The sequence below is a fragment of the Aquabacter sp. DMC10 genome (genome assembly GCF_056314145.1).
The window spans coordinates 190,284-214,050 of record NZ_JBQUYX010000009.1 but is presented as its reverse complement, the minus strand read 5'-3'; the positions used below and the strand labels follow the sequence as shown (position 1 = coordinate 214,050).

Here is a 23,767-nt window from a genome sequence, read left to right as displayed (position 1 = left end):
CGGCCGCTCAGGGGAGGGGCCGCGGCGGCGGCACGTCAAGGGGGCGTCCTCCGCCACAGGCGCGGCGGTCCACTTCGGGACAGGAGGTGAAGGCAAAGTCGCGCGTGAGGCACACACGCACCTCCTTCAGGCGGCCATTGGCGCAGCTCACCGCGATCATATCCCCTTCCAGGCCGGGATTGGCAGCCCGGAACGCGTTTTCCACGTCTTGGGGCGTCATGTGCAAGGTGGCGGCGGGCGCAATGAGCGCTTCCGGCAGCTTCACATGGCTGGAGGCGTTGCGCACCGCGCCGAAATAGGCGGCCGGGGAGAGGCCCGAGCAGGTGCCGTGGCGGCGCCACTCATGCAGGACAAGGCCCTTGCTGGGCATGAGGTCGGTGATGCCGGAAATCACCTCGTCCGGCACATAGGGGGCAGGGGACTGGCAGAAATCGGGGAAGCCGCGGGCATATTGCGGCCACAGCCCATGCACCACGAAGCCGCGCGGCGTGGCGGTGCGGCATTGGGCGGGACTTGCCCGCTCGCCCAGGCAATAGGTCGGGCTCCAGGACAATGCGAGCACGTAGAAATCGAACGTGCCCGGGGAATCGTCCTTGGCCTGTCCCGCGCCGGCGCCGAGGACGAGAATCCCGACCAGCGCCGCCAGCAGGCGAGAGATCACGGACGGGCCATCTTGCAGTCCGGCGCATAGGCGAGGTTGCGATCCAGCCCCGTCACGCACCACTCCACACCCCAGGTATAGCCCTGGAAGCTGGCATCGGAGATGATGGAATAGAAGATCTGGTGCGGCTTGGCGTCGGACAGCACCACGGTGGCGCTGCAATAGCGGCGCGGCTGGAAGCCCTCGCCCCAGGGGCGATAGGCCACTTCGCGCACATTGGAGAAGCTGTTGATGTTGAGCGCGCTGTTCCAATACATGCGCTCGGTCTCGGCGAACCGCATGGAGATGGTGCCGAGCGCCAGGGGCTCGCTGCACACGGGCAGCTCGCCAGTATATTTGTCGTTGGGCAGCCAGAAATTATCGAGCAGAGACGCGGCACCGGCCGCGGACGCCGAAAGGGCACAGGCGATGACTGCCGCAAGGCCTGCCCGTCCGCTACGCACCGTGAGACCCATGCTCAGCTCCCGTCCCTCAACCCGACAAAACTTGCCGGACGATGCTGCGCCTGCGCGCCACGGTCAAGCGCATGGGGGCAACACTCGCCCGGAAAAGCGCGCAATCTTGGAGCAATCCCCGCCTGCGATGGGTGCGAACGGCCGTTGACCGGCCCAAGGGTGGGTGGCACCAGTGACATCGGCTTGTGTCTTGGATGAGGGATCATGTCCAAATCCGGTTTCGCTCCCCGGGTCGTGACGGGGGGCGCCGCGACGAAAGGTTCAGGCGTGGCGCAACAAAATCTCCCGCGTTTCACCACCGGGCGCGAAGCCGCGCTCCAATTGCGCTCCGACCAGCCGGTCTATTGCTTCCGCCCGTCCGTGCTGGCGCAGGATGCCCGCGCCTTCATGGCGGCCTTTCCCGGTAAGACCGCCTATGCGGTGAAGACCAATGGCGAGGACCAGGTGCTGGCCGAACTGGCGCGGGCCGGGGTTGGCGTGTTCGACGTGGCGAGCCCGGCGGAATTTGCCGCCGCCCGCGCGGTCGCGCCCGCCTGCGAGCTGCTCTACATGCATCCGGTCAAGGCCCAGTCCGACATCCGCCTCGCCCTGGAGCGCTATGGCGTGCGGGTGACGGTGGTGGACCACGAGGACGAGGTGGCCAAGGTGCTGCGCATCGTCCATGCGCTGGACCTCGACCCCGAGGAATTCACCCTGTTCGTGCGCATCGCCTCGAAGGGCGAGGCGGCCTACGAATTGTCGAAGAAGTTCGGCGCCGCCCCCGCCCATGCGGCCGAGCTGCTCCAGCGCATCGACAATATCGGCTTCAAGTGCGGCATCTGCTTCCATGTGGGCAGCCAGATGGAAGACCCCACCACCTTCGAGCGGGCCATCGCCACCGCTGCGGAGGTGCGCGACGCCGCCAAGGTGCCGATTGTGGAGCTGGACATTGGCGGCGGCTTTCCCGCCTCCTATGCGCTTGATCCCCGCAAGCCCAATGCGGCCATGCCGCCGCTCAGCGAATTGATGCGCTCCATTCTGGGCGCGGTGGAAAAATACGGCTTTTCCGGCACGCCGCTGGTGGCCGAGCCTGGCCGGGTGATCGTGGCGCGGGCCTATTCGGTCATCACCCGGGTGATGCTGAAGAAGGGCCAGCGTCTTTATATCAATGACGGCATCTGGTCCTCGCTCTCCGACAGCTGGACCGGCAAGCTGCTCTTGCCAGTGAACCACATTCCCGATCCCGCCCGCCGCCGGCGCTCGGGGGACCCCAACAAGATGGTGCCGTTCCGCATCTATGGCGCCACCTGCGACAGCGTGGACGTGCTCTCCCGTCCCTTCTATCTGCCGGAGACGGTGGATACGGGGGATTGGATCGAGATCGGCCATATCGGCGCCTATTCGCTGTCCCTGCGCACCCGCTTCAACGGCTTTTATCCCGACACCTTCGTGGAGGTGGCCGAGCCGTTCGAGCCCAATGTGCCGGGCTTTGTCGTGGCCGAGCCGGAGCGGCGGACCGGGGGAGACCGGCGGATCGGGGGTGACAGCCGGGGAGAAGACGGGACGGTGCCGGTGGAGAACCGCTAAGGCGCCTCGCGCCCGGCAAAAGGCTTGTGGTTGAAGAGGCCGGCTCCCTGTGGGGCCGGCCTTTTTGTTGGCCAGGGCCGGGGGGACAGCCGGCGCTAGAGGGCGATTCACATTGAGAGAGAATACCTGATCCGATCAGCCTGCGGTGCAGGCTGATCGGCGCATGCAATAGGCATCCCTTAACCATGCCGGAGACCGGACTGCGGCGACCCAAGCCTTGGAGAGCCGCCGTTAAGGGGCGAGCGGCGAGGGTGGCGGCGCGGCCTTGACCACACCGGGGCCCGTCGTCCTCGGAGCCCCCATGCCCGTCTCCCTCAATGCCGTCCTGCCCATTGTGATGCTGCTGGCCTCCAATGTCTTCATGACCTTCGCGTGGTACGGCCACCTCAAGTACAAAACCACCGCTCTGGCCATTGCGGTGGTGGCGAGCTGGGGCATTGCCTTCTTTGAATATTGTCTGGCGGTACCGGCGAACCGTATGGGGTCGGACTTCTACACCACGGCACAGCTGAAGACCATCCAGGAGGTCATCACTCTGGTGGTTTTTGCTGGTTTTTCAGTGCTTTACCTGAAGGAGCCGCTGGGCTGGAACCACGCCGTGGGCTTCGCCTTCATCATCGCGGGCGCCTACTTCATTTTTCACAAGTTCTGAGGTCCCCCGGAGACGCGGAAGGGGAGGGGAGCTCGCGCCTCTCTTAATTCTTAATCTAAAACATTAACCATAAACTATTGATATATTTGAGAAAAATACCGTTATTAAAGCGACCACTTAACTTGAAGCTTGAACAGGAGTGCGCGCTTTCTTCCGGCGGCGGCGTCGCTTTAAGAGTTGGTAATTTACTATTTTTATCAATTCATTATGGTTAATATCTCACTTTAAGAACAATCTTCGCCTGGATCGCCGCCCCATCGGCCTCCCGTCCCGCCATTCCGGTGCCGTGCGAGCACAGGCGCATGCGCCTCATGCCGCGTTCCTTGCGCGTCATCCCGCCGACGGCCCCCCGCGCGGGCAGCCGACGGTCAGGAATTGGAAGCGGATTGGAGGGGATCGGGGCCGGGGAGGGGCGGAGCTTCAGGGCGGCAAGTGCACCCTCGAGGGCTGCGGCCGCGTCAGGCGGAGGTCACGCGGGAGGAGATCTCGCTCCGCTCTGCGGGCGATCGGGAGGAGAGGCGGCGGCAGGGAGGGTTGGCCCGGCGGCCTGTAATCCCCATGGGGCAGGGCGAGCGGCAGGGGCACGTTCCGCCGCCCATGCACCCAGGCGCGGGCCGCCGGGTGCCAATGCACATGCCCAAACGAAAACGGCCGGCGTGTTGCCACGCCGGCCGTGCCTTCAGCTTCATCTTATGCCCGGCCGCAGCCCGGCGCGAAAAGGATCAGTTGGGGCGGCGCGCGCGCACCGGAACGGGCGCCGGCCGCAGGCGGGCGTCGCGCTTGTCCTGCAGGCGCTGGCCCAGCAGCACCGCCGTGCCCAGTGCCGCCACGCCGGCGCCGATGGCGAGGCCAAAGGCAAAGGACGGCCCGCCGGCATCGTCCAGCAGGAGCGTTGCGGCCGCCGCGCGGTCCAGCGTCAGGACGAAGGTCACCGCGCAGATGGCGATCATCAGCGCCACGGTGATCGCCGCCTGGGTCATGGCATCGCCGGCCTTGTGATTGCGCACGACCCGAGCAAGCGCGTCCGGATCGGCGGCGGAGGTGCCCGCCTGAAGCATTCCGTACTCACGAAACTCGGACATGATGGTCTCGCTACTGGCAGTGCCTTTCCGCGTGGTGCGCAAAGGCGGTGAGTCTCGGTTCCCTCAACGTCGGCGTGCGGCGATTCGGTTCCCTCGGTCCTGTGGAAAAATGACTGCCGAGCTGGTTGTGAATGTGGCGGCTTCGCGGCCGGGCAAGGAAAAAACGTGGCCGAACCAGGGCTTGGATCACACCCGCGCGAGCCGCCAGGAACAGGGCTCCACCGCTTCGGGACGCCACGTCATGGGCACGTGGCCGGGGGCCTGTTCGACCCGTGCGAGCCAGGTCTCCACGGCAGGGAAATGTGACAGATCGAAGTCACCTTCCGGCGCCACGTGCGTATGTGGATAAAGGGCAAGGTCTGCCACGCTCAGCTGGTCACCCGCGAAGAAGGGGGTGAGCTGGAGATGGCGCTCCATGATGCGCAGCGCCCCGTAGCCTTCTTCCATCCAGCGGTCGATGTCATGGGTGCGCAACTCGCGTCCGCCCCGCACCTGGTTCAGCCAGAAGCGCGCCTGGGCGATGCCGGGCTCGTGATTGTTCTGCTCGAAGAACATCCAGCGCAGCGCCTCCGCCCGCGCCAGCCGGTCGGCGGGCAACAGGGGCGTACCCTCCGCCAGATAGAAGAGGATGGCATTGGATTCCGGCAAGGTGGTGCCGTCCTCGAATTCCAGCAGCGGCAGGCGCCCTTCCGGGTGCTTGGCGAGGAATTCGGGCGTGCGATGCTCGCCGGCGAAGATGTCCACTTCCACCAGGCGGAAGGGCAGGCCGAGCCTGGCCAGCAGCAGCCGCACCTTATAGGAATTCCCAGATGACTGCGTGGAATAAAGTGTAAGCACAGCGCCCTCCCGGCGCTCGCTAGATGGCCCTGCGCCCGCCGCTCCGCAAGCGGTCCCATCAACAAAGCGGGGCGCAGCCATTCACGATCCTTGCTTGTTCGGCAAATGGGCCTCCGGTAAGAACAGGTGCACGCATCGGCGGGCATGACGCCGCCGGTGCTTCATACCATCCACCGCGCCCTGTTCTCCCGCGCCGCCCGGCGCGACCAACGGGGTGCGGGAGTTCGGAGCCTTTTGGCCATGAGCCTCCTGTCGCCCGCCCTGAAGCGCATCAAGCCGTCCGCCACCATCGCCATCTCCAACAAGGCCCGTGAGCTGAAGGCGCAGGGGCGGGACGTGATCGCTCTGTCCGCCGGCGAGCCGGATTTCGAGACCCCCGAGAACATCAAGGAAGCGGCCATTGCCGCCATCCGCCGGGGCGAGACGCGCTACACCGCCGTCGACGGCATTCCCGAGCTGAAGGCCGCCATCGTCAAGAAGTTCAAGCGCGAGAACGGCCTCGACTACAAGCCGAGCCAGGTGACCGTGGGCACCGGCGGCAAGCAGGTGCTGTTCAACGCCCTGGTGGCCACCGTTGGCCCCGGCGACGAAGTCATCGTGCCCGCCCCCTATTGGGTGTCCTATCCCGATATTGTCGAATTCTGCGGCGGCACCCCCGTTTCGGTGGCCACCACGCTGGCCGACAATTTCAAGCTGCGCCCCGAGGCGCTGGAAGCGGCGATCACGCCCAAGACCAAGTGGCTGATCTTCAACTCGCCGTCCAACCCGTCGGGCGCCGCCTATAGCTATGACGAGCTGAAGGCGCTCACCGACGTGCTGGTGCGCCACCCGCACGTGTGGATCCTCACCGACGACATGTATGAGCACCTGGTCTATGACGACTTCAAGTTCGTCACCCCGGCCCAGGTGGAGCCCTCGCTCTATGACCGCACGCTGACCATGAACGGCGTGTCCAAGGCCTATTGCATGACCGGCTGGCGCATCGGCTACGGCGCCGGTCCCGAGCCGCTCATCAAGGCCATCGGCACGCTGCAGTCCCAGTCCACCTCCAATCCCTCCTCCATCGCCCAGTGGGCGGCGGTGGAAGCGCTGAACGGGCCGCAGGACTTCATCGCCCGCAACAATGCGGTGTTCAAGGAGCGGCGCGACCTGGTGGTCTCCATGCTGAACCAGGCCAAGGGCCTTACCTGCCCCAAGCCCGAGGGCGCCTTCTACGTCTTCCCGTTCTGCGACGGCACCATCGGCAAGACCGCGCCCTCGGGCAAGGTCATCGCCAATGACGAGGACTTCGCCACCGAGCTGCTGGAAGCGGAGAATGTGGCGGTGGTGCATGGCTCGGCCTTCGGCCTCGGCCCGGCCTTCCGAATCTCCTACGCCACGGCCACCTCGGACCTGGAAGAGGCGTGCACGCGCATCCAGCGCTTCTGCGGCAGCCTGAGCTGAGGCTTTGCCGGACGCGGGTAGGGCGTCCGGCAGATATTTTCGCAATCTTGGCCATTTTGGCGTCTTTTGCGAAACATTCGGGAAGTCCTGGCGTTGGCGAACCGGGCGTGCCGAGCTAAGGCTTCGGTGCGCCGGCCATCGCGCGGTCCGCGAGGCCGGTGTCCTTTGGAGGAAGAGACCATGAAGACTTTTGTGAAGGCTGGTTTCGCGGCCGCTCTTGCCGCTTCCGCCCTCGCGTTCGCCGCCGCTCCCGCCGCGGCGCAGACCCGCGTGCAGGTGGGCGTGCTGACCTGCCAGATGGCGCCGAACGTCAGCTTCATCATCGGCTCCGTGCGCGAGATGAGCTGCACGCTGCGTCCGTCCGTGAAGGGCGCCCCGAAGGGCACCTACGCCGGCACCGTGCGTCGCTTCGGCCTCGACATCGGCGTGTCCGGCCAGGGCGCTCTGGTGTGGACCGTGCTCGCCCCCACCACCAAGATCGGTGCCAAGGACCTGCGCGGCACCTATGCCGGCGTGTCCGCCAATGCGGCGCTCGGCGTCGGCCTTGGCGCCAACGCCCTGGTGGGTGGCTCCAACAACACCATCGCCCTGCAGCCCCTGTCCGTCGAAGGCCAGACCGGCTTCAACGTGGCGCTGGGCGTTGCCGAGCTGACCCTGCGCTGATCCGCGCACGCGCGGCAATGTCGCAACGGGCGCCCCATGGGCGCCCGTTTTCGTTGGTAATTCCGTAAGACGGAGCGCAGGCTTGCCACATTCGCCCGTTGAATGGGGTTGGCTTCGCCCGCGGTTGGAATCACACCCCGCGCAGGATGCGCGGGCCTGTGTCCGAACCGGGACTTCGAGCTGTCCTTGACCACCCAGAGGGGGATCAGATGCGTCCGTCTTCCATCATCGCCGGCCTCGCGCTTGCCGCCTGCGCCGTCCTGCCTGCCGCCGCCCAGACGCCCGCCCGCGTCCAGGCCGGCCTGCTCATGTGCAAGGTCCAGCCCGCCGTCGGCTTCGTGATCGGCTCCATGCGGGAAATGACCTGCGAGCTGCAGACCGGCGCGCCCAACGCGCTGAAGACGGTGGGCACCTATAAGGGCACGGTTGCGCGGTTCGGCATCGACATCGGCTTCACCGGCCCGAGCACGCTGGGCTGGGCGGTGTTCGCCCCCACCACTGCGCCCGCTCCGGGCGACCTGAAGGGCAGCTATGTGGGCGTCAGCGCCGATGCGGCCTGGGGCCTGGGCGCGGGCGCCAATGTGCTGCTGGGCGGGTCCAACAAGACCATCGTGCTTCAGCCGCTCTCGCTCCAGGGCAATACCGGCATGGCAGTGGCCGCCGGCATTTCCGACCTGACCTTGACCCCGACCCCCTGAGCATCATGAACCGCGTCGCCCCCCTCCTCGCCGGCAGCCTGCTCTGCCTTGCCGCAACAGCGCCCCTGCGGGCCGAAGACAGCGTCAAGGTGGAGGCGGGCCTCCTGGAATGCCGGGGGGCGGCCGCCGTCGCCTATGGCTTCGGCTCCACCCGCGCGGTGACCTGCGAGTTCCGCCCCGCCGCCGGCGTCAACCAGCATTATGTGGGCACGCTGGAGCGGGCGGGCCTGGATTTCGGCGTTTCCGATCAGGGCTCCATGCTGTGGATGGTGCTGGCCACCAGCCCGCAGCTCACCCCCGGCGCCCTGGCCGGCCAATATGTGGGCCTGGCCAGCGGCGCCGCGCTCGGGCCCGGCTTTACCGCCAATGTGCTGGTTTCCAAGGACGCCGCCAACGGCATTTCCCTTCAGCCTTTGAGCGTGTCCGCCGATAGCGGCCTGTCCATCACGATCGCGGGGGCAACGCTCACCCTCAACCCCGCGCCGCCGCCCAACCGCCGCTGATGGCGGTCCACACGCCCGTTTGAATTGCCTTGCGGCCCCCGTGGCCGCAATCCTCCGCCCGAACGGAGGATTTGGCATGCACATTCGGCGTACCCGCGGCTGGGAGATCCCGGAGAGCGCGGCCACACCCGAGCACATTTTCCTGTCGCGCCGGGCGCTGCTCGGCGCAGGGGCGGGACTGATCGGGGCGACCGCCCTGCCGGCCTTGGCGCAGGCCCAGCGGGCGGCTGACGTCCCGGACCCGTCCGCCGACCTCTATCCCGCCAAGCGCAACGACGCCTACACGCTGGACCGGCCGCTGACGCCCGAGAAGGTGTCGAGCACGGTGAACAATTATTACGAGTTCGGCACGTCCAAGGACGTCACCCGCGCCGCCTCCCGCCTGAAGGTGCGGCCCTGGACCATCACGTTCGATGGCTTGGTGGAGAAGCCGAAGCAAGTGGCCATCGACGATCTCCTGAAGTCCGTCACCCTGGAGGAACGGCTCTACCGGCATCGCTGCGTGGAGGCCTGGTCCATGGCGGTGCCGTGGACGGGCTTTCCCATGAAGGCGCTGGTGGAGGTCGCCAAGCCCTTGAGCAGTGCCAAATATGTGCGCTTCGAGACCTTCCTCGACAAGGCGGTGGCGCCCGGCCAGTCCGGCCGCTTCTATCCCTGGCCCTATGTGGAAGGGGTGACCATGGCGGAAGCGACCAACGACCTCGCCTTCATGGTGACCGGCGTCTATGGCAAGCCCGCGCCCAACCAGTTCGGCGCCCCGCTGCGGGTGGTGCTGCCCTGGAAATATGGCTTCAAGTCCATCAAGGCCATCGTGCGGGTGTCGTTCGTGGAGGAACGGCCCAAGAGCTTCTGGGAGGTGATCCAGGGCTCCGAATATGGCTTCTGGGCCAATGTGAACCCGGAAGTGGCCCATCCCCGCTGGAGCCAGGCGACCGAAGAGGACATCGGCACCGGCCAGCGCCGTCCGACGCTCCTCTATAACGGCTATGGGGCCTATGTGGCCGACCTCTATAAGGGCATGAGCCCAAAGGAAAACCTGTTCATGTGAGGGGAGGGGGCGCCCCGTCCCGTAGGCCTGATCGGAACAGGTTCTATCCCCGCGACCGCAATTCCCGGCGCAGGATCTTGCCCGTGGCGGTCATGGGCAAGGCGTCGGTGAAGGCGACGGCGCGGGGATATTCGTGGGCGGAGAGGCGCTCGCGCACGTGGCGCTGGATCTCGGTGGCCAGCTCGTCTGTGCCCTCCACACCGGGCTTCAGCACCACCCAGGCCTTCACCGCCTCGGTGCGCACCGGATCGGGCACCCCCACCACGCCGACCAGCGCGACAGCCGGATGCTTGAGGATGCAATCCTCGATCTCGCCGGGGCCGATGCGATAGCCGGCGGAGGTGATGACATCGTCTGAACGGCTCACATACCAGAGATAGCCGTCCTCATCCTGCCGGCCGAGATCGCCGGTCAGCAGGAAATCGCCCGCGAACTTGGCGGCGGTGGCGGCGGGATTGTTCCAATATTCCAGCATCATGACCGGATCGCCCCGGCGGATGCCGATATGACCCTCGGTGCCGGGCGGCACGGGAGCGCCCCCTTCGTCCACGATCTGAACGTCATGGCCCGGAATAGGCTTGCCCATGGCGCCGGGACGGATGGGGAAGAAGGAGGAATTGGAGCCCACCACCAGATTGCATTCGGTCTGGCCGTAAATCTCCCGCGCCTCGACGCCCAGCCGCTCCTGCACGAAAGCGCCCAGCTCGCTGCCCAGCGTCTCGCCGCCGGTGAGCAGCGAGCGCAGCTTCAGCCCCTCCTGGCGCACATCCGCCTGGCGCAGCAGCTTCAGCGCCGTGGGCGGCAGGAAGACGTTGCGGACCCCCTGGTTCGCCATCAGCGCCATGGCGGCGTCGGGATCGAACTTCTTGGCCCGATAGGCCAGCACCGGCACGCCCAGATGCAGGGTCGGGAACAGCACGTCGAACAGCCCGCCAATCCAGGCCCAGTCGGCCGGCGTCCAATGCAGGTCGCCGGGCTGGGGCATGTCCTCGTGGACGAATTGCAGGCAGGGCAGATGGCCGAGCAGCACGCGATGGCCGTGCAGCGCGCCCTTGGGATTTCCCGTGGTGCCGGAGGTGAAGATAATGATGCCGGGATCGTCCGGGGTGGTGTCCACCGGGGTGAAGCGGTCCGAGCCCTTCTCCAGCGCCGCGTCGAAGGAGAGGGCGCCGCCGCTGTCGGGTCCGATCACATAGACATGGGTGAGGGCGGGCAGGTGGTCGCGCACCCGGTCGAGCTTGGCCAGGCCCGCAAGGTCCGTCACCAGCACCTTGGCGCCGGACGCCGACAGCCGATATTCCAGCGCCTCGTCGCCGAACAGGGTGAAGAGCGGCACCGAGATCATGCCCGCCTTGAAGGCGGCCAGGTGCGCGATGGCCGTCTCCGGCGCCTGGGGCAGGAACACCGCCACCCGGTCGCCGCGCGTGAGGCCGGCAGCAAGGAGCACATTGGCGAAGCGGTTGGTGAGGCGGGCGAGATCCTCGAAGGTGTAGCGGATGACGGCGCCGCTCTCTTCCACGAAGATCAGGGCCGTTTTGCCGGCGCCGGTGGCGTGGGCATCGGTGCAGGCGACGCCCATATTGAAGCGCGCGGGCAGGTTCCAGCGGAATCCGCGCACCGCTTCGTCATAGCTCCGGGCCATCTCGTCCTCCCCGCATGCCACGCGCATAGGCGCGTCTCCGCGGCCGGTCTGTGCCGGCGCGCAGGAAACAATCGAACGTTTTTTTAATTCGGCGTCAAGCGCCGTCGCAAAACGCTCCGCCCGCCATCCTCAGGCGCGCAGCGTCAGGCCACAAGCCCCAGCGCGCTGGCGGCCTCATTGCGGATGGCGGCGATGTTGGTGCGATAGCCCTCGATGCCGCCCTTGAAGACGGCAGAGCCGGCCACCAGCACGTCGGCACCCGCGCGGGCGCAGAGCGCGCCGGTCTGCGGGTTCACGCCGCCATCCACTTCCAGGCGGATGTCGCGGCCGCGGATCATGTCGCGGATGCGCTCGATCTTGGGCAGCACGTCGGGGATGAAAGCCTGGCCGCCGAAGCCGGGATTGACGCTCATCACGCAGACGAGGTCGATCTTGTCGAGGAGATAGGTGAGGGCGGTCTCGGAGGTGGCCGGGTTCAGCGCCACGCCCGCTTTCTTGCCGAGGCCCCGAATCACCTGGAGGCAGCGGTCCAGATGGACGGTCGCTTCCGCCTGCACGGTGATGATGTCGGCCCCCGCCGCCGCGAAGGCCTCCAGATAGGGCTCCACGGGGGAGATCATCAGGTGCACGTCGAACACCTTGTCGGTGTGCCGGCGCAGCGCCTTGATGATGTCCGGGCCGAAGGTGATGTTGGGCACGAAATGGCCGTCCATCACGTCGAGATGGATATAGTCGGCGCCCGCCGCCGCCACGTCGCGCACCTCCTCGCCAAGCCGGGAGAAGTCCGAGGCCAGGATGGACGGGGCGATCAGCGGCAAGGTCATGATGGTCACTCCGGCGGGCGGCGGCCCGTGTGTCATGTAGGGCGCCGCACCCGGCGGCGCCATGGTCGCTTCCCGCGCGCGCCAGGGCGCCCGCGCCTTGAGATCAGTAATAGGAGGCGATCTTGGCCACTTCCTCGCGCGAGCCGAACACCAGCGGAATGCGCTGGTGCAGCTTGGCGGGGACGATGTCCAGGATGCGGGTCTGGCCGTCGGTGGCGGCGCCCTTGGCCTGCTCGGTGAGGAAGGCGACGGGATTGGCCTCGTAGATCAGGCGCAGGCGGCCTTCGGCATAGCCCTTCCGGCTGTCGCCCGGATAGATATAGACGCCGCCGCGCGTGAAGATGCGGAAGGCATCGGCCACCATGGAGCCGACCCAGCGCATGTTGAAGTCCTTCCCCCGGGGGCCGTCCTTGCCGGCGAGGCAATCGGCGAGATAGGCCTGCATGGGCGCCGCCCAGTGGCGGACATTGGACTGGTTGACGCCGTATTCCTTGGTCTCGGCCGGGATCTCCACTGCCGCGCGGGCCAGGATGAAGGTGCCGCTCGCCCGGTCATAGGCGAACACCTGCGTGCCCTCGCCCACGGTTGAGACCAGCACGGTGGAGGGACCATAGACCAGGAAGCCGGCCGCCACCTGCGCCGAGCCCTTCTGCATCAGCGCGGCGGTCGGATCGGGGAAGGTCGCGGCGTCATAGGGCAGGATGGAATAGATGGTGCCGATGGAGACGTTGGTGTCGATGTTGGACGAGCCGTCCAGCGGGTCCACGGAAACCACCAGGGAACCGCCCTCGACCACCGGAATGGCGGTCTCGCTTTCCTCGGAGCCGAGATAGGCCACCGGCGCGTGCTTCAGCGCGTCCAGGATGGTCTCCTCGGCGATCACGTCCAGTTCCTTCTGGGTGTCGCCGCCGGCATTGGCCTCGTCGCCGCGCACCTTGGCGAAATGGTCGGCCAGCGGCCCCTGCGCCACGAGGTCGGCAATGGTGATCCCCGCCCGCGCAATGCTCTTTACCGCCTCGGCGACCGCGCTCCTTTGGGAATCGCCCGCCGCCCAGGTGGCCAGATAGCTGTCGAGGGTCACCGCTTGGCTCACGTGTCTCTCCTGTTGCCGCATCAGTCGACGGCGCCCTTATGGCTGAAGGCGCGGGGCGCGTCGAGGGTGACGCACCGCCACCGCCCCCGCGTCAGCGGCATGGCACGCCAGCTTGCCTCGCTGCTCCGGCTCGCGTTTATTGCATCGACAAGATATTTCTTGCTGGGAAAAATTGCGGAATGAGCTGGATCATCCTGTTTCTCGCCGGCCTGCTGGAGATCGGCTGGGCCATCTCCATGAAGCACTCCGAAGGCTTCACCAAGCCGCTGGCGAGCGTCATCACGGTCGCCCTCATCGTGCTCAGCCTCATCATGCTGAACTTCGCCATCAAGACCTTGCCGGTGGGCACGGCTTATGGGGTTTGGGCGGGCATCGGCACGGTGGGCACGGCGGTGGTGGGCATTCTCGCCTATCACGAGCCGGCGACCTTGCCCCGCCTTGCCTGCATCGCCTGCATCGTGGTGGGCATCGTGGGGCTGCGCCTGCTCTCCGAGCATTGAACCCTCAGCGGGTGCGGAAGATCTCCACGCCCACGTCCCCGAACACCCCGGTGATGGGCGCGCCGGGCTTGTGAACCACCACGCGCACCTGCTCGATGGCGGGGAAATGGTCGAGCAGGCGGGTGGCGATGCGCTCGGCCAGCGTCTCGATGAGATGGACGGGCTCGTCCTCCACCACCGCGCGGATATGGCCGTAGACGTCCTGATAGGAGACGGTGAGCCCCGCATCATCCGCCCAGGCGGCGGGGCGGGTGTCGAGCCACCAGTCCGCATCCACGACGAAGCGCTGGCCCAGCTCCTGCTCGGCCTCATGGACCCCATGGCGGGCGAAGAAGGGCAAGGCGCGCAGGAACACCCGGTCGCTGCGGGAGGGGCCGGGCAGCGCCTGGGCGTCGGCGGCGGGCAGGTCGAGGGCGGGGGAGGAAGGCTCGATCATGATGCGTCACGCGGTCAGGAGGAAGGCATCGGCGGCGGAAAGGGCGAGGCGGCCCACGGCCACCGCCGGGGCGCAATCGGCGGCCCGGACGGCGCGCGCCTCATCCTCGCAAAGCAGCGGGGCGAGGTTCAAATAGGGCCGATCCAGCCGCGCCGCCAACCGCGCCACAAAGCCGCGCCCGACGCCTGCCCCCACCACCGGGGCGGCGGCCGGCAGGCGGGCGGCGGAGCGCACGCAGGCAAGCGCCTGGATGAGGCTGCACATCTGCGCTTCGCTCGCCGCAGCGGCCAGCGCGCGGGCCTCGTCGAGACTGGCGCCCCAGGGGCTGCCGGGATCATCTGCGATAAGGTCACGCCCCACCATGCGCAGCAGGCGGCGGGCGCTGGCTTCCTCGGTCTTCACGCCATTGTCGGCGGCGGCGTGGAGGTCGGCCCCCTCCGGCAAGGCGCCGGTGAGGCGATGAATGTCGGCGCTGGTGGCGAAATATTCCGCCATCAGCGGCACCTCCTCGCCCCGGAAGGGCAAGGTGCGCGCGAGCGCCATGACCGGCGTGCGGGCAAGGCCCGTATAGACCAGCTCCCGCGTCACCAGCCGCTCGGCATCGGAAAAGCCCCGGGCGGCCACGCCGCCGCCGCGCACGGGAATGATGTCCGTGGTGGTGGAGCCCATGTCGATGAGGACCGCATCGGGCACCATGCGCCCCACCGCCGCGGCGGTGGCGTGCCAATTGGCGGAGGCGATGAAGGGCGCGGCCTCCACGGCCCCGGCAAGGCTCACGAAGCCGCGCGGCCCGGCATAGAAGCGCGTCTGCGGCCCGAGCCGCGCCGCCAGTGCGGCGGTGAGCGCCGCGACGCCCGCCTGCCGGTCCGGCCACAGATCCACCAGCTCGCCGGTCATGGTCACCGCCGAGGGCAGGCCGGGCAAGGGCGGGAAGCCGGCGAGCGCCCCGTCCAGTTCGGCGAGGCCGCGCCAGAGTGCGCAGGGGGCAAGGTCCACGTCCAGGAGGGTGCCGGCAGCATCGAAGACCGCGCGCTTCAAATGCGCGCCGCCCACGTCCCAGCCGAGGAGCGCCGCCTTGGTCATCTCACCCGCACCTCGACCGGCTGGGCCTTGGGCAAGTGCGGCAGGGAGGGCGGAACGCCGTCGCGGATCAGCTCGGGCAGGAAGGCGGCGGGGTTCACGCCGATGGCGGCGTGCAGGCCCGCATAGGCCGTGGTGACGCGGGGATTGACCTCCACCACCACCGGCCCGGCTTCGGTGAGCAGGATGTCGATGCCGATGATGCCCGACAGGCCCGGAAACGCCGCCACCACGGCTTCCGCCAGGGCGGCCAGCCGCCCATCGGTGTCGCTGATGCCGCCCACGGTCAGGCCCGTCAGGCTGAGGCGGCCTTCCACGACCGCCACATGCTGGCGGTTGGCGGCGAGCAGGCGCGTACCATCCGGCCGGCACAGAACGGTGAGGCTGGCGGGCATGCCCTCCACGAACGGCTGCACCACTAGGCCCGCATCGGTGGGCGTGGCGGCGCCGGCCTCCCACACCCGCGTGTCCACCGCGCCCGCGCCCTGGTCAGGCTTGGTGAGGCGGCAGCCGGTGAGGCGGCGGGGCGCCGTGGCGGCGGGGAAGGTGGGAATGGCCGGCAGGCCATGGGCCTCCAGGCGGCCGGCGGTCTTCAGCTTGCTGGAGGCGAGGGCAATGGCCTCCAGCGTGCAGCCGATGACGCGGGCGCCGCTCGCATGCGCCATTTCCACCATGCGGGCCAGCAGCCCGTCGGTCTCCGGCGCGATGGGCCAGACCACATGGCTTTCCGCGCACAGCCGCGCCCAGATGACCCAGGGGTCCGCGCCGTCCGGTATCGCCTCGGCAGGCAGGGCAGCCGGGGGCAGGCGATCATCCCCGGCAAGAAGGGGATGCACGCCGGGAAGGGCGGACACATCGGCGAGGATCGCATCGCGCATCAGCGTGCCTTCGGGCAGCAGATCCTCGGGCAGGGGCTTGTCCCTGAGACCGCCGGCTGTCACGAACTCGCAGACGAACACGCGCATTCCGCTTGCCTCCCGATTCGGACACCCGCCGATGCAGATTATCCCGGTCATCGATCTGAAGGGAGGCCAGGTGGTGCACGCCCGCCGGGGCATGCGCCATCTCTACCGCCCCGTTCAATCCCGCCTCGCCGAGGGGGCGGACCCGCTGGTCCTGACAGAAGCGCTTCTGGCGCTCGGCGGGTTCCGAACCCTTTATGTGGCCGATCTCGATGCCATCGCGGGCAGCGGCGACAATGCCCCCGTGGTCGCGGCGGTGCGGGCGCGCTTTCCCGCCCTCCATGTGTGGGTGGATGCCGCTGAGGCGCGCCTTGAGGCCCTCGCGGCCCGCCGGGCGGCGGATCTCGGCACGCCCGTGGTGGGCAGTGAATCGCTCCCCCATGCCGATGCCCTCGCCGCCCTCGCCGGGCGCGATTTCGTGCTCTCGCTGGACCGCACCGCCGATGGTCCCCTCGGCCCGATCGCCGTGCACGAGACCCCTGCCTTGTGGCCGTCCCGCCTCATCGCCATGACGCTCGGCCGCGTCGGCTCGGGCGAAGGGCCGGACCTCGCCGGCATCGCGGCCCTGCGCGCCCGTGCGCCAAAGACTGAAATCTATGCCGCCGGCGGCGTGCGCGGGCGGGCGGACCTGGACGCCCTGGCGGCGGCGGGCGCGGCCGGCGTGCTGGTGGCGACTGCCCTTCATGACGGCACCCTCACGGCGGCGGATCTGGCGGATTTTCGCTGAAGGCACCCTCACCCCTCACGGGCCATGAGGGAGTCCGCAAGCAGGCTGGCCACGGTCAAGTCGGCACTGGTGCCCGGATTGAGGCCGCGGGCCTTCAGGTCGGCATCGAAGGCCAGGAGACGCGCCGTGCGGTCTGCCTCTGAGAGGCCCTCAAGGCCGGTGCACACCGCCCGCGCCTCCTCCCGCACCGCCTGCGCGGTGGCGCCGCCGAACTTGCGGCCGATATGGCTGTCGGGAAAGGCCTGGAGAAACGCCAGATAGACCGCCTGCGCCGCCTGCGCCGGATCGCCCCGATGGGGCGCCGCCACGGGCACGCCGAGGGTGAACACCTCCGCGAATCCGCCGGCATATTGCCGGGCGATGAGGTCGCGATCGGCCGCCGCCGCCATGGCGGCCCGCAGCGGGACGCGGGCGGGCGCGCGCACATCCTCGTCGGCATCGCCAAGGCCACCGGGATTGGCCGCCGCGATGGCGCGGAAGACGGCCTGGGCGTCCTCCAGGGTCAAGGCGTCCAGCACCGCCTCCACTCGCTCGGGGAACGGCCGGTCGGCGGGGGCTTCGGCGGCCATCAGCAAGGGCGCGCACAGCAGCAGGATGCCCAGATTGGTGTTGCAGCCGGCCACCGCCAGCGAAGCCGCAACGGCCTGTTCGATGCGTGCGCCCACCGGCGCGCCCGCGACCGAAAGGGGGCCGGCGGCGGCGGTGGCGGCGGCCTCGAACTGGGCCACCTCCATGCCGTGGCCGGGGGCATATACATGCACATTACCCGGCTTCAGGGCGGCCAGCTCCGCCCGGCAGGCCGCCTCGAACAGGCGCGCGGCCGTGTCGGGGGCGATCATGCCGGCTGGGCGACGCCGCACAGCAAGGCGGCGATGGGCGCGGCCATGTCCCGCCCGGTGGCGCCGAAAAGGCCGTTCCAGGCGGGCATGGAATTGACCTCCAGCACCAGGAGGGCGCCGTCCCGGTCGCGGATGAGGTCGACGCCGGCCACTTCAGCCCCCACGGCTTGCGCGGCGGCCACCGCCAGATCGGCCAGCGCGCCGGTGGCGGGCACCGGCTCGCCCTCGGCGCCCTGGTGGATGTTGGTGATCCAGTCCTCATTCACCCGCCGCATGGCGGCCTCGGCATGCCCGCCCACCACGAAGACGCGGTAGTCCGCATGGAGGCCGTCGGCGCGGGGCACGAAGTCCTGGAGATAGAACACGCCCTCCACCGCTTCGGCCTCCGGCAGGTCGGTGCGGGGGGAGAGGCGCAGGAGGCCGCGGCCCTGCGAGCCGAACAGGGGTTTGAGCACGGTGTCGCCGGGCGCCGCATCCAGCAGCGCCTGGGCGGGGGCGCGGTCCTGGAGCACGAAGGTGCGCGGGGTGGGCAGGCCGGCGCGGGCGATGAGGAAGGAGGTCATGGCCTTGTCCACGCACCGCTCGATGGCGCGGGCGGAATTGACCACCTTCACCCCCAGCGCACCGAGCGCATGGAGCACGCCGAGCCGCAGCGTGATTTCCTCCGTCGAGCCATTGGGCACCGTGCGCACGAAGGCGGCGGCGGGAAGCTGGTCCTCGAAGCCGGGCAGGATGAGGCCGTGGACACTCTCGCCGATGGCGAAGCCGCAGCGGGAGAGGGGCACGATGCGCCCCTGCCGCCCCTGCGCCTCCAGGGCCGCAAGCAGGCGGCCGGTGTGCCAGTCCGGCTTTTCGGCGAACAGTGCGACAGGCGCGGGGGCGCTCATGTCAGCCGCCGAAGGAGCGCACCACCAAAGCGGGGTCCAGCGCTCCGGCGGCAAAGCTGGTGCCATGGTCCACCGCCGTCACGGTGACGCGGGCAGGGGAGAACAGCATGGGATCGATGCGGTAGAAGTCGCAGTCGCAGGCCGCAAACGTCTCGGCGAACGGCTGGCCATAGTCCCGCGAGGTGCTGCTGGGCAGGCTTTCCGCCAATTGGCGCGCCTCGTCCTGCGGCCCGGTGACGAACAGATGCACCTGCCCGCCATAGAGGGTGGCATCATTGGTGCGGCCCATGGCGGCGATGAAGTCGGGCGCGGGCGGCGGCACCGGCGCGCTGCCGCGCCCGTCGAGGATGCGCTCCAGCGGGAAATGCAGCGCGTGGGCCTTGTGGAGCGCCACTTCCAGCACCCGGGCGGCGATCTGCACCGCGCCGGCAAGGCTCGACGTGGGGGTGAGGATGAAGGTCACCTGTCCCGCCGCCACCGCGCAGGCGCGCGCCACTTCCACCACCACCTCGGGCGGCGGCACCTGGCTGGCCTCCAGCACCAGCGCGACGCTTTCCCCGGCTTCCTTCAGGCCCAGTTCCGCGAACAGCGGCTCCACCGCCGCCGTGGCCCGGCCGGGGCCGGAGCCGAGCGCGAAGAAGTCGCCTGCCGCCAGTTTCCAGCCCGCATATTGGCTGCCGAGGCAGGCGAGCACCGGGTCGCCGGTGCCGACGCTCACTAGGGTCGGGAAGGGATCGAAGAGCGGGCTGGTCTCGAAGCCCACGGTGCCGAGGCCGCCCAGGCAGATCTCGGCGACGCGCCTGCCCGCCTCCAGGCCGCCGGGCGCGGCGATGCCGGCATCGATGATGCGGGCGCCGAGCGGCCCCTCGCTGACCTTCAGGCGAAGGGCGCGGGCATCGGCGGCGAGGGCGTCCACCAGAAGGGCGGCGCGAGAGGCCAGCAGGGGCGTGGCAGTCTGCGTCATGGTCCGCCTCACCCGCGCGCCGGCAGGCCCAGATGGGCGCGGGCGGCGGCGAGGCGGTCCGCCAGCTTCTGCCGCGCCGCGTCCGCCGTCCCCGCCTTGGCCTTGACGGTGCAGATGGGGCCGCCGGCGGGAATGACGGTGCCGGCGGCGGTGCGGTCATAGACCCCCTCCGGCCAGTCGCCGGGCGGGATCATCACCGGGGTGTCCGCATAGAGCACCGCCGCCGCCACCGCATCGGCGGGCACGGGCAGGCTTTTCGGCAGCTTGCCGCCGCAGGCGGTCAGGTGCAGGGCGAGGAGCGGGGGCAGGGGGTCCACGTCGAAAATGTCCAGGCTGGCGCCGGGGCGGGGATTGATCTCGACGAGCCACCAGCCCTCCACGCCCACCAGCAGATCCACCGAGACGAGCCCTACCAGGCCGCAGGCGGTGATGGCGGTGATGGCGGCACGGCGGATGTCGGCGTCGAAGCGGGCCGGCAGCGCCACCGGGCCGGCGGCGCCGCCGAAGCGGAAGGGATGGGCCTCATCGCCGTCCGTCCATTGGCGCGAAGCGCCCACCACCAGGGCCTCCCGGCCGGAGGACAGCAGCAGCAGCGAATGGGCCTCGCCCGCCACCTCCTCCTGGAGGTAGCACCCCGACGCGGGCGGGGTGGCATCGCCCGGCGCCCGGCGCCGGATATGGCCGCCGCCGGCGCCGCCGATCTTCTTTTCCAGGAGCGGCACGTCTGCCAGCGCGCCCTCGGGGGCGGCGAGCGTCACGCGCGGGAAGGGGATCTTCAGGTGCCCGCACAGCGCGGCGAGCGCCAGCGGGTCCTTCATGACCCGCACCGTGTCGGCCATGTTGCCGAGAATGGGATTGCGCGCTCCGATGCGCGTCATCAGCGCGGGATCATCCTCGAACCCGCCCCCCAGCACCACCGGCAGGCCGGGCGGGGAGAGAGAGGTCAGCGCCTGGATCAGATCGTCACCGTCAAAGGCGAAGCCGTCCTTCTTATGCACGCGCACGCAGCGCTTGGCATTGGCGCAGGTGTCGAGATCCGCGAACAAATCGAGGGCAAGGGCCGAGAAGCCGGCGCGCGCCGCGCTGGCGGCCAGCGGGCGGGCGGACAGGGCAATGACGGCAAGATCCATGGGCTACACCGTAAGCTCGCGGGCGAGGGCGAAGGCCTCGTCGAGGCCGATGTACAGCGCCTGCTCGGTCTCGCGCATGCGCTTCAGCAAAAGATGCTGCACCTGATACTTTAATTGGCCGATGGCCAGCGCCCCGATGCCCACCCCATGGGGGAGCGGGGCGGCGGCGTCCTGCGCGCCGATGCCGGCAATGCCGGCGGGGGGCACGGCGTTGACGTCGGCGGCCACCTTCAGGCGCGCGGCGGCGGCCAGGTGCGCGGCGCCAAGGATTTCAACGCCCGCCTTGCCGGCGGCAAGAATGACCTCTGCCTCCGGCACCAAGGCGAACTTCTGGGTGTCGTCCGCGGCCTCCGCGTAGGCGAGGGTGACGCCGAAGCGCCGGGCATACTCCTGCGCCTTCAGTTCCACCGCCCCGAGGCCGCGATGGCTGACCAGCGTCACATGGGCCCCCGCCCGGGCGGCGATGATGGCGGCGACCCCGCCCACCACGCCCGTGGCGCCATAGACCTGCACCGCCGCGCCCTGCAAACCCTCGGGCCGGGTGGCTTTGAGGGCCTGTTCCACCCGCGCGATCATGGCGGCGGCAGTGGTGAAGGACCCGGCGGGGTCCGGGAAGATGGAAATCTCGAAGGGCGGGAAGATGGACTGGCGGGCGATCTCCGCCATGTCGAGGGCAAGGCCCGCATCCTTGCCGCCGATGAACAGCCCGGTGCGGGCGGCGGCGGAGGGGGCGCGGGAGAACATCATATCTTGCACCAGGTCGCGCACCTCATCCAGCGCCACGCGGGAATAGGGGGCAAGGTGCACATAGCCCGCATCCACTGCCATGTTCACATCGAACGGGCTGACATGGGGTAAGGGCGAGATGAGGTGGAGGATGGGGGCGGCGTCCGCCATGGCCGTACGGCTCCGTGCTGGGGAAACAACGGGACAGCGGGTGGCGAGGCAGAGCGAGAGACGTGGATCGCGGGTGCGGTCCTAAAGGTCCACCACTTCTGCGCCGCGGTTGTTTCCCCGCACGCAATCAAAACCAAGATTGGCTTTGCCAGCATAGCGGCTGCGCAGCCGGGATGAAAGCGCCTCCGCATGGTCCGGCGTGCCGAGAATGGCAAATCCAGTGGGCCCCCAGGAACTCTGGCCGATGCCCGCGACCCCTTCGGCGGCAAGGAATTCCATCACCTCGGCCACGTCCGGGCTGGAATAGCGCCCGCCCCCCTGTGCCGCGGCATAATGGTCGCCCAGATGCTGCTGGATCTCGCCCACCGCCGCGCCGAATCCCTGCACCTCGCCTTGCGCCAGCGCCGGCAAGGCACGCATGAGGGTGAGGTGGCACAGATGGGCGGCCAGCGACTCAGGGAAAGGGGGCAGGCGGCCCATAGCCCGCGTCTCCGCCTCGCCGGAAAGGCCGGCGCGCGCGGTATCGGTGACGAGCAGAATGCGCCAATCGTCCGGCACCGGCAGGCGGGCGATGACCGGGGGCGGGGCGTCGGTGTCGCCGCCCACTGGCTTGCCGCCATCGAGAACCACGCCCCCCGCCATGAAGGCGGCCAAGCCGATGGCCGAACGCCGGCCGCGCCCCAATCCACCGGCGAGGGCGCGCGGATCATCCGGGCGGCCTTCCAGGCGGGCCATGCCGGCGGCCACCGCCAGCGCCAGCTGGGTGCCGGAGCCGAGGCCATTATGGGCGGGGAGGGCGGTTTCCACGGTGATGGCCAGCGGCCGGGAGGCGCCGGTGGCGGCGCGCACAGCGTCGCGGGCCTTTCCCGCCCGCGCGCTGTCGGGGCCGGCGAGGGCGTCCATCTCGGCAGGCGCGAGATGAACCGTGGTGACGGGGCGGTCCAGGGTCAGGCCGAGGGAGCCGAAGCGCCGGCCGAGACTGCCGCCAAGATCGAGGAAGCCGAGGTGCAGCCGGGCCGGGGCGGTGACGCGCACAGCGGCCGGAACTGCGCTCGCGGGGCCGTCCGGGCCCTGCGTGCGGCTGCCCGTCACTGGGCCAGCGCCGCCTTCAGCTTCTCGGCATGCTCCGCCAGAACGGCCATGTCTTCCTTGATGCTGGCGGCGGGCTTCATGGGCACGCCCTCATGGCGGGGAATCACGTGCACATGCAGGTGGAACACCACTTGGCCGCCGGCGGCCTCGTTGAACTGCTGGACGGTGACGCCATCGGCGGCGAACACCGCCTTGCCGGCGCGGGCGACCTTCTGGGCGACCTTGGCCACGTGGGCGAGGTCCTCGGGGTCGATGTCCAGGATGTTGCGGGCGGGGGCCTTGGGGATCACCAGCGTGTGGCCGGGCGCGCGGGGCATGATGTCGAGGAAGGCATAGGCCTTCTCGTCCTCATAGACCTTGAAGGCCGGCAGCTCGCCCCGCAGGATCTTGGCGAAGATGTTGTTGGGATCGTAGGCGGGCGCGTCGCTCATCGGGGCCTCCGGCGATTGCTTTGGCTTTTCGCATCGCAGGCGATGGGCGAAGGGTCAAGCCCCCTGCGCGGCGCGCTCCGGCCGGTCCGGGCTGCAAACGCCCGGAGCGCAAGGGTCCGGGCGCTGTGACACAGGGCGTCATCGCGCCCGGACGGTGCCGTGGCGCGGGGCGCGTCAGCGCGCCTTGTAGGTGCTGTGGCAGGTGCGGCAGGTCTGGGCGACGGCGGAAAACGCGCTCTTGAAGCCGTCGGCGGTGGCGATGTTGTGGGCGCCCGCCGCCACGGCCTTGTTGAAGGCGGCCAGGTCCGCCTCGAAGCCGGCGCGCTTGCTCCACACGGCCGGCAGGGCCTTGGTGTCGCCCTTGTCGGAACCTTCGGGGAAGAGCGTGCCGAACTTGGCGCCGCCCTCGGCGAAGGTCTTGAAGATGGCAGCGGCCTTGGTGGTGTCGAAGGGCGCCTCGCCCTTCAGCATGGCCGCTCCGGCGCCGGTCTGGTCGCCGATCTGCTTCATGATCGCCTGCCGCTCCTTGATCGGGTCGGACTGGGCGCCGGCAGAGACCGCGACAAACGGCAGGACAAGGGCAGCAAGGAAAAGGGGACGCATTATATGCTCCGTCTGAAATGACGCAGCGTTATATGAAAGGCGTCCTATCCAG

At 69.0% G+C, this 23,767-nt stretch carries 27 protein-coding genes; 9 read left to right on the top strand and 18 right to left on the bottom strand.

Going from position 1 to position 23,767, the window contains the following annotated elements; translation table 11 throughout:
- Positions 1 to 7 precede the first annotated feature (7 nt).
- Together ACT54L_RS22155 and ACT54L_RS22150 are read right to left on the bottom strand one after the other, a co-directional pair.
- Complete coding sequence (locus ACT54L_RS22155) at positions 8 to 661, bottom strand: ribonuclease T2 family protein (protein WP_476087812.1); 654 nt, start codon at positions 659 to 661, stop codon at positions 8 to 10.
- Entirely contained in the window at positions 658 to 1,116 is a 459-nt protein-coding gene (locus ACT54L_RS22150; protein ID WP_476087811.1) for a hypothetical protein, read from the bottom strand. The genes ACT54L_RS22155 and ACT54L_RS22150 overlap by 4 nt, the downstream gene beginning before the upstream one ends.
- Positions 1,117 to 1,383: 267 nt before the next feature.
- Here ACT54L_RS22150 and ACT54L_RS22145 point away from each other — a divergent pair, with 267 nt between their 5' ends.
- Both ACT54L_RS22145 and ACT54L_RS22140 read left to right on the top strand, forming a co-directional pair.
- Positions 1,384 to 2,682, top strand: coding sequence for an alanine racemase (locus ACT54L_RS22145; protein ID WP_476087810.1), 1,299 nt, complete (start codon positions 1,384 to 1,386; stop codon positions 2,680 to 2,682).
- A 301-nt stretch (positions 2,683 to 2,983) separates the two neighbouring features.
- The gene (locus ACT54L_RS22140) at positions 2,984 to 3,334 is read left to right on the top strand and encodes a DMT family protein (RefSeq protein ID WP_476087921.1); all 351 of its coding nucleotides are present in this window, start codon (positions 2,984 to 2,986) and stop codon (positions 3,332 to 3,334) included.
- A 722-nt stretch (positions 3,335 to 4,056) separates the two neighbouring features.
- On the opposite strand, the gene ACT54L_RS22135 is transcribed toward ACT54L_RS22140, so the two are convergent.
- Positions 4,057 to 4,416 carry a hypothetical protein gene (locus ACT54L_RS22135; protein ID WP_476087809.1) on the bottom strand — a complete coding sequence of 120 codons (360 nt, stop codon included), beginning with the start codon at positions 4,414 to 4,416 and terminating at the stop codon, positions 4,057 to 4,059.
- A gap of 186 nt (positions 4,417 to 4,602) precedes the next feature.
- Entirely contained in the window at positions 4,603 to 5,253 is a 651-nt protein-coding gene (locus ACT54L_RS22130; RefSeq protein ID WP_476087808.1) for a glutathione S-transferase family protein, read from the bottom strand.
- A 240-nt stretch (positions 5,254 to 5,493) separates the two neighbouring features.
- On the opposite strand from ACT54L_RS22130, the gene ACT54L_RS22125 reads away from it, so the two are divergent.
- From ACT54L_RS22125 to msrP, 5 genes are all read left to right on the top strand, one after another.
- Entirely contained in the window at positions 5,494 to 6,696 is a 1,203-nt protein-coding gene (locus ACT54L_RS22125) for a pyridoxal phosphate-dependent aminotransferase (protein WP_476087807.1), read from the top strand.
- A 180-nt stretch (positions 6,697 to 6,876) separates the two neighbouring features.
- Entirely contained in the window at positions 6,877 to 7,359 is a 483-nt protein-coding gene (locus ACT54L_RS22120; protein WP_476087805.1) for a DUF992 domain-containing protein, read from the top strand.
- Between the two features lie 209 nt (positions 7,360 to 7,568).
- Entirely contained in the window at positions 7,569 to 8,057 is a 489-nt protein-coding gene (locus ACT54L_RS22115) for a DUF992 domain-containing protein (protein ID WP_476087804.1), read from the top strand.
- Between the two features lie 5 nt (positions 8,058 to 8,062).
- A complete protein-coding gene (locus ACT54L_RS22110) occupies positions 8,063 to 8,560 on the top strand; it encodes a DUF992 domain-containing protein (RefSeq protein WP_476087803.1) in 498 nt (165 codons plus the stop codon).
- A gap of 76 nt (positions 8,561 to 8,636) precedes the next feature.
- Positions 8,637 to 9,608 (top strand): protein-methionine-sulfoxide reductase catalytic subunit MsrP, encoded by a 972-nt coding sequence (gene msrP, locus ACT54L_RS22105; RefSeq protein ID WP_476087802.1) that lies wholly within the window; start codon positions 8,637 to 8,639, stop codon positions 9,606 to 9,608.
- Between the two features lie 43 nt (positions 9,609 to 9,651).
- Here msrP and ACT54L_RS22100 read toward each other — a convergent pair whose 3' ends face one another.
- The 3 genes from ACT54L_RS22100 to ACT54L_RS22090 all read right to left on the bottom strand — a co-directional run bounded on the left by ACT54L_RS22100 (position 9,652) and on the right by ACT54L_RS22090 (position 13,167).
- The gene (locus ACT54L_RS22100; protein ID WP_476087800.1) at positions 9,652 to 11,250 is read right to left on the bottom strand and encodes an acyl-CoA synthetase; all 1,599 of its coding nucleotides are present in this window, start codon (positions 11,248 to 11,250) and stop codon (positions 9,652 to 9,654) included.
- 143 nt (positions 11,251 to 11,393) lie between these two features.
- Positions 11,394 to 12,074, bottom strand: a complete 681-nt coding sequence (gene rpe / locus ACT54L_RS22095; RefSeq protein WP_476087920.1) for a ribulose-phosphate 3-epimerase — start codon at positions 12,072 to 12,074, stop codon at positions 11,394 to 11,396.
- Between the two features lie 103 nt (positions 12,075 to 12,177).
- Entirely contained in the window at positions 12,178 to 13,167 is a 990-nt protein-coding gene (locus ACT54L_RS22090) for a class 1 fructose-bisphosphatase (RefSeq protein ID WP_476087798.1), read from the bottom strand.
- A gap of 179 nt (positions 13,168 to 13,346) precedes the next feature.
- Here ACT54L_RS22090 and ACT54L_RS22085 point away from each other — a divergent pair, with 179 nt between their 5' ends.
- Positions 13,347 to 13,667, top strand: a complete 321-nt coding sequence (locus tag ACT54L_RS22085) for a DMT family transporter (RefSeq protein WP_476087797.1) — start codon at positions 13,347 to 13,349, stop codon at positions 13,665 to 13,667.
- 4 nt (positions 13,668 to 13,671) lie between these two features.
- Here ACT54L_RS22085 and folB read toward each other — a convergent pair whose 3' ends face one another.
- From folB to ACT54L_RS22070, 3 genes are read right to left on the bottom strand one after another with little or no spacing between them, the layout of a single operon-like run.
- Positions 13,672 to 14,103: a dihydroneopterin aldolase gene (folB, locus tag ACT54L_RS22080; RefSeq protein WP_476087796.1), complete on the bottom strand. Its 432-nt coding sequence runs from the start codon at positions 14,101 to 14,103 to the stop codon at positions 13,672 to 13,674.
- Between the two features lie 6 nt (positions 14,104 to 14,109).
- Positions 14,110 to 15,186: a hydantoinase/oxoprolinase family protein gene (locus ACT54L_RS22075; RefSeq protein ID WP_476087795.1), complete on the bottom strand. Its 1,077-nt coding sequence runs from the start codon at positions 15,184 to 15,186 to the stop codon at positions 14,110 to 14,112.
- Positions 15,183 to 16,148, bottom strand: coding sequence for an ATP-grasp domain-containing protein (locus ACT54L_RS22070; protein ID WP_476087794.1), 966 nt, complete (start codon positions 16,146 to 16,148; stop codon positions 15,183 to 15,185). Before ACT54L_RS22070 ends, ACT54L_RS22075 begins: the two co-directional genes overlap by 4 nt.
- Before the next feature lie 31 nt (positions 16,149 to 16,179).
- On the opposite strand from ACT54L_RS22070, the gene ACT54L_RS22065 reads away from it, so the two are divergent.
- Positions 16,180 to 16,872 carry a HisA/HisF-related TIM barrel protein gene (locus ACT54L_RS22065; protein ID WP_476087793.1) on the top strand — a complete coding sequence of 231 codons (693 nt, stop codon included), beginning with the start codon at positions 16,180 to 16,182 and terminating at the stop codon, positions 16,870 to 16,872.
- 8 nt (positions 16,873 to 16,880) lie between these two features.
- Here the strand turns inward: ACT54L_RS22065 and ACT54L_RS22060 are convergent, their stop codons facing one another.
- From ACT54L_RS22060 to ACT54L_RS22025, 8 genes are all read right to left on the bottom strand, one after another.
- Complete coding sequence (locus ACT54L_RS22060; protein ID WP_476087792.1) at positions 16,881 to 17,711, bottom strand: triphosphoribosyl-dephospho-CoA synthase; 831 nt, start codon at positions 17,709 to 17,711, stop codon at positions 16,881 to 16,883.
- Complete coding sequence (locus ACT54L_RS22055) at positions 17,708 to 18,598, bottom strand: RimK family alpha-L-glutamate ligase (RefSeq protein ID WP_476087791.1); 891 nt, start codon at positions 18,596 to 18,598, stop codon at positions 17,708 to 17,710. Before ACT54L_RS22055 ends, ACT54L_RS22060 begins: the two co-directional genes overlap by 4 nt.
- A gap of 1 nt (position 18,599) precedes the next feature.
- Complete coding sequence (gene mch, locus ACT54L_RS22050; protein WP_476087790.1) at positions 18,600 to 19,562, bottom strand: methenyltetrahydromethanopterin cyclohydrolase; 963 nt, start codon at positions 19,560 to 19,562, stop codon at positions 18,600 to 18,602.
- An 8-nt stretch (positions 19,563 to 19,570) separates the two neighbouring features.
- Entirely contained in the window at positions 19,571 to 20,692 is a 1,122-nt protein-coding gene (locus ACT54L_RS22045; RefSeq protein ID WP_476087789.1) for an ATP-grasp domain-containing protein, read from the bottom strand.
- A gap of 3 nt (positions 20,693 to 20,695) precedes the next feature.
- Positions 20,696 to 21,589 carry an NAD(P)-dependent methylenetetrahydromethanopterin dehydrogenase gene (locus ACT54L_RS22040; RefSeq protein WP_476087788.1) on the bottom strand — a complete coding sequence of 298 codons (894 nt, stop codon included), beginning with the start codon at positions 21,587 to 21,589 and terminating at the stop codon, positions 20,696 to 20,698.
- An 81-nt stretch (positions 21,590 to 21,670) separates the two neighbouring features.
- Positions 21,671 to 22,681 carry a beta-ribofuranosylaminobenzene 5'-phosphate synthase family protein gene (locus ACT54L_RS22035; protein ID WP_476087787.1) on the bottom strand — a complete coding sequence of 337 codons (1,011 nt, stop codon included), beginning with the start codon at positions 22,679 to 22,681 and terminating at the stop codon, positions 21,671 to 21,673.
- Positions 22,678 to 23,112, bottom strand: a complete 435-nt coding sequence (locus ACT54L_RS22030; RefSeq protein WP_476087786.1) for an HIT family protein — start codon at positions 23,110 to 23,112, stop codon at positions 22,678 to 22,680. Before ACT54L_RS22030 ends, ACT54L_RS22035 begins: the two co-directional genes overlap by 4 nt.
- 174 nt (positions 23,113 to 23,286) lie before the next feature.
- Positions 23,287 to 23,715: a c-type cytochrome gene (locus ACT54L_RS22025; protein ID WP_476087785.1), complete on the bottom strand. Its 429-nt coding sequence runs from the start codon at positions 23,713 to 23,715 to the stop codon at positions 23,287 to 23,289.
- Between the last annotated feature and the right edge of the window lie 52 nt (positions 23,716 to 23,767).